The 5,489-nt window shown below is 59.8% G+C and carries 3 protein-coding genes; all 3 read right to left on the minus strand.

All coding sequences use genetic code 11. The features are described from left to right. Positions 1 to 110: 110 nt before the first annotated feature. Positions 111 to 887 (minus strand): nucleotidyltransferase domain-containing protein, encoded by a 777-nt coding sequence (locus VGG64_25730; GenBank protein HEY1603030.1) that lies wholly within the window; start codon positions 885 to 887, stop codon positions 111 to 113. Between the two features lie 6 nt (positions 888 to 893). Next, positions 894 to 1,946 (minus strand): cupin domain-containing protein, encoded by a 1,053-nt coding sequence (locus VGG64_25735; GenBank protein HEY1603031.1) that lies wholly within the window; start codon positions 1,944 to 1,946, stop codon positions 894 to 896. A 197-nt stretch (positions 1,947 to 2,143) separates the two neighbouring features. After that, positions 2,144 to 5,489 (minus strand): TonB-dependent receptor (locus VGG64_25740; GenBank protein ID HEY1603032.1); only part of this gene is annotated, 3,346 nt, incomplete at its 5' end.

The following is a 5,489-nucleotide window of genomic DNA, read 5'->3' on the forward strand; positions in this document are numbered from 1 at the left end:
ACTGTGGGGTCACATCACGCGCGAAACGTGACCCCACCAAAGTCTTGAATTCCTTCGTATGATCAACGAGATGCACTGCCTCGCGGGTGGGGTCACGCTTGGAAGCAATTTCACAGACGCGTGCCCTCACCTGTCAGGAATGCGACGAGCGGCCGGTATTGCAAGGGGCTTTGTGTGCCGTTTAGGCAATTTGCCAGGACGCGAAACATCTCATCGGCTCGCGCCGGATAAAATTTGGTAAATTGCTCATAACAAAGATAAAGGTCGCGCGTGAAGCAATCGTTTCGGTCCATCGTGACCTCGAATCCCGAGCGCACGATTCTTCGCGAAAACCATTGGTGCATGGCCTTTTCGACGCCGCTCTTGCGACCTTCTTCCAACAACCTTGGCAGTCGCAAGAATTCATCTTGCAACGAAAACACATGACTGACCATGTCGGACCCAAGCCTGAAGGGCGGGGTATCCCTTGTGATGTCCTCGCCAGCGAGGAACAGGCATTGTGTCTGAAGCAGCATGTGAAAATGGGGCCGGCGTTGCCGCGGGCGCACTCTCTCAAGGGCTGCACGATCCAAACGCGAAAGCTCAAGTCCTTTCACGAACGGGAATTTTGCTTCGACCACCCTCTCCAGCTCGGCATCGGCCCGGTCGAAGTCGATATCTGATAGGTAGATAAAGTCGGCGTCCGAGACGTTCTCGATTGCCAAGCCCCGTGCGATCGAGCCGCGCAGATAGACCGAACGGACGCCTTCACGATCCGTCAAGGCGTCCCGCACGAAGGTAACGAGTGGCGTCCAAAAGGGCCGTACACGATCAGGCGAGACATCAGGCTGGACGTATCCGCCGCCATCGAGGCTCAGATAACGGCCGATGCGCTGGGGTCGGAGCACAGAACGTTAATCCGCCCGCGTGAGGAAGCCTTCGCCGTAGAGATAGCGGGTCAACGTGAGCCGTCCGTCATTGTCGAGGGGGCTCGACAAGTCGACCGGTCGAAATGATTGCCTTCTGCACATTTCATCGATCGTCACGCGGATATGGTCTGGGAGGGCGAACTTTTTGCCCGCAAATTCCAGCATCACCCTGCCCCGTTCGGTCAAGAGCCGATAATTCCCCGGATCGGGCGTTTTGACCATCGTTTGCAGGCCAATCACCGTTGCGTCCGAATTGAAGGCCTCCTGTGGACGAGCGCGAGCGGAGCTGACCTTCTGCAAAAAGCCTTCGATGAATTGTTTGCCCTCGATGTTTTCACGCATTAGGTCGAGGCAATGCACGAGGTTTCGACATAGCGTCTCTTTAAGGTCCTCTCGCGCGGCGAAGCCGGGTGGCAACGCGGTACGCAATTCAGCGATTTCTTTCGATGCGTTGGCGAGTTCGCCAATGAGTTCGATCCAGGTATAGACGGTTATGCCGATAGTAACGTGCGCGGAGTGGTCCTGCGAGGTATGTGCTGCATGAACGTAGCCCCGTGGGAGATACAAAAAATCACCCGGGTTCAATTCGAGTTCGAGTAGCGGCGGCGGCAACACGAACCCAACCGGCGTGAACGTCTGACTGCGGTGTGGCAAAGGCCGCGACGGCGGAAAGATCTGCCAGCGCTTGCTTCCGGCTATCTGCAGGACAAGAACTTCATGCGTGTCGTAGTGCGGCGTGAACCCGGGCGTATCTCCCGGCGTGAGGTACGCGTTAGCGTGGACCGGATGGCTGAATCGATCTTCAAGCGCCGCGCACAATTGGCGCAACGGCGCCCAGGTTCGTTGCAGCGCCGGCAATACCACAGTCGCGCCCGAACGATACTCGGATTGAATTTGGCGCAGATCGGGCACGCCGGTGAAGGATTCGGTGCCGTGCCTGATGTTGGTCGTATAGGCTTCCGCGGGCAGGTAGGCCCCATTCCTGGCCAGCTGAATCGCCGGATAGCGCAGGTCGCTGGTAGAGATGATGCCGTCCAAATCCGCGTTGGTGAGAACGCGGTCATAGTAATGCGCATCGCCGCGTGGGAGGTGAAGCGGCTTTTGCTCCCAATGGTCTCGAAAGAAATCGTCGAATCCAAGCGGTGCGAGCAGCGCGCACGCATCGAACTCCGCCTTTTCGGCCGGACTTGCCATTTTCGCCTCCGGCGATCGATGTCTGTCTTTTCGCGGACGGTTCAATTCCTAACGGGAAGCGGATTGAATTTGTATGCAATGCCGACGCGAACGTCGCTTATAGCTACTTTGTTCGCGGCGTCAGCCGAATCGGTCGCAACGTTGACGAAGCCGGAAGTCCGAAGGTCGGTGTAGCGGTATTCCACGCGGCCGAAGACGTTATCGGTCAGGGCATAGTCTAGTCCGGCGCCGGCCGTCCAGCCTGCGGCATTCCAGCCCTCACTGACAAACGGAGCAGAGCCGACCAGGCCGTAGTCGTTCGACGGATCGCCCCACGCCCAGCCACCAGTGCCGAAAACAAGGAAGCGGCCGTACGCAAAGCCCAGGCGGCCGCGGATCGACTCGTAATCTTTGATCGTCGTTGAGACGTAGAACGGGCCGCCGGGGAAAGCGCCAGCTGCGCCGAGCGGCGCGTAATACTGATTATTGCCCGTCAGACTGGACCGTTGCCAATCGCCCTCCACGCCAGCCACGAATTGACCGAATTGATAGTTGCCGCCGGCGAAGACCCCGACAATCGGGCCGTGGACGTTGTAGTCGTACGGTGACAGCGGTGCACCCGTCGCGTCGGTGAGAGTGCCTTTGGCGCTGTCCCAGCCAAAGCCGCTGTCGCCGCCGACATAAAGTCCGGTCCACGTGAACGCGGGAGAAAGGGCAGATGCCTCCGCGAGATGTGCCGGCTTGCCGCTATAGGCAGCGGAGAACGTATGGGCCATCGACGCGCCATCGGTCCCGGCAGCGCAGAGGTTGAATTTGTAGTTCACCCCGACATCGACCTCGCTCACTTTGCCGGCCGTCGTCGTTGAGAGTTGCGAAAACGGCAGCGAGATCACGGTCGGGCCATAATCGGTGTAGCGGTATTCAGCGAAGGCGTTCCAGTCCTGCGCGAATGCCATCGCCACTCCGGCGCCGGCGGTCCAGCCACCAAGGTATCTGTTGACCGCCTCATCGGTACCGGCGGTCGCGAGATTGAGCGCCCCGGTGAGTTGCGTGCGTATGTATTGGTTACTCGACCAGACCCAGCCGCCGGTGCCGTAGAGCAGGACGTTGTTGAACGCATAGCCGAGGCGGCCGCGCGCGCTTTCCGCGTCGAATACTCTCAGTTCGTTCGCGCTGGTGCCCGAGGTGTCGGTGATGTTTGTAATTTTGGTGCCGCCCGAGGAGACATCAGCCTCGACGCCAAACACCACCCGGGAAGGCAACATGTAGTCGTAGCCGACTTGGACGCCGCCATGCCAATCCGGCGCGTCAGGGTAAGGCGACGTCGTCGCCGTTCCGGTCGCGGCATTGACTGTACCGCCGCTGGTCTTGGCCCATGACGCGCCGACGTGAGCGCCAAGATGAAGACCCGTCCAGTCGTAGTCTCCCGCCTGCAGCGGGTCAGCGGGAAACGATCGCCTCATCTCGCGCGCCATTTGCGGCATGTTGAGGGTCCCGATTGTCTCTAGCGGGCCGGCCAGCGTCAGACGAAAGGCCAACGGCTCTAGTGGATGATAGGAATAATCCATCACGCCGTTGGCGCAGACTGCCGCCGGCACGGTCGATGGCCCATGGCCCGGATAGCATAAGGCAAAGAGGGCGTCGGTCGTGAGCAGTCCACCGTAGGCGTAGGTGACCTGATCGGTCGAGGAGTTCAACAGATTGAGCGCGTCAAGCTGGATATGCCAGCCATTATCGAAGCGGTAGCCGACGCCGGCGTTGACGACATTCATCGGCGGCGACTGAAAGACGCCGTCCTCGGTCAGCGGTCGCGAGCTGATGTAGCGCCAGCGCAGTGCGCTGAACCAACCGGTCTTCTCGCCAAGTGTGATGCCGGCCGAACCGATCATCCAGGGCGCGTTGTACACATAGTTGCCTGGCGCGTTGCCAATCTGCGCTTGCGGATACCCGGCGAGCGACTCGTAAAGCGCTTCCTGTGTCGTATCGAAGCCGAGAAAGCGGGCGCGCGACAGCGCCAGATTGGCGTCAATATGAAACCAGGACGACAGCCGATAGTCGTTGGTGAATTCGATGCCGGTGCGCTGGCTCGGCAGTCCGGGAGTCGTCGTGCCCTCATCGCCACTGAAGAACAGCTCAGAATCCTGGTGGATGTAGAATAGGCTGATCGAGCTATCGAGGTTCGGTATCGCTTTGGTTCGAACGCCGAATTCGGCGCCGCGTGAGCGCACCAAAAATGGCGTCGCATCTTGGGGCGTTGCCGGATCGCCCGGCACCTCGGTCGTCACGGTCCCGCGCGCATCGTTGCTGTGGTACCCCATGCCGGCGCCAACGAACAATTCGGTGTTGGCAAACGGGCCGATGACCATACGGAATTTAGGGCTGCCGATGGCCTCCCGCGGATTTCCCGAGTTCGCCGGTTGCAGCATTGAATTGACCGATGCCGCATAATAATCGCCGCGCCAACCGACCACCGTTCGCAACCAATTGGTCCAATGCACGGTATTCTCGGCATAGATGGCGGCGTTGCCCTCATTGACATGGTCGACCAGGGTGTTCGATAGAAACTGCCGTGCCACCGTATTGTTTAGCTGGATGTTGATGTCGTCGTCGCGGGTCTGCACGCCGATCACTGTTTCGGTCGGCAACGTGCCCAAGGTCCAGTCGAAGGTACGCGACGCACCTCCGCCGCCGTAAACGCGATCGTCGTGCTGATGGAACTGGTCGCCGGTCACCGGATCGTCCAAGCTCCAAGTAAAATCGTTGAATAGATTCATTGTGTATTTGACGACATAGGCGTTGGCTTTCCACGAACCGTTGTCGGTGGTCTGTGCCACCCTGCCGGACAGGGAGAAGCGGCTGGTGTCGCCGCCATCGGTCGGATCGATCTCGCCGTTGAGGCCGATCTGCCCCGTCGTGTAGGCACGCAGCGCATTCTGTTCGGTCATGTTCCAGGTATTGGTGTAAGCCAACCCGGTCAGTGAGAATCCGTCCGTCGCGGTGCCCTGGGTGTAGCGCAAGAGGCCGCTGAACTTCTTCATATCGTCGGACGTGGTCCACGGTCCGTCGTAGCCGGTCGATTCGCCGGCGTAGAGCAGGTTGCCGCCGCCGAGCTTGGTAGAGCCGAGGGTCAGGTACCTCTGGTAGCCGAAGCTGCCGACGGTGACGGACTCTATGTTATGCGGAACGGTATCCACCACGGAGATGTGCAGGTTGGCGGCGTTTTCGAAGTCGCCGACATCGGCCCAATATGGTCCTTTGCGGATATCCAGCCCGCCCACGGTTTCCGGAATCAGCCAGTTGAGATCGGTGTAGCCCTGGCCATGGGCATGCGTCGGCAGGTTGATCGGGATCTCGTCCCAGAAGACGGCAAGGTCGGTGCCGTGATCGAGATTCCAACCGCGGAGGTAA

The sequence above is a fragment of the Pirellulales bacterium genome (assembly GCA_036490175.1).
GTDB lineage: Bacteria > Planctomycetota > Planctomycetia > Pirellulales > JACPPG01 > JACPPG01.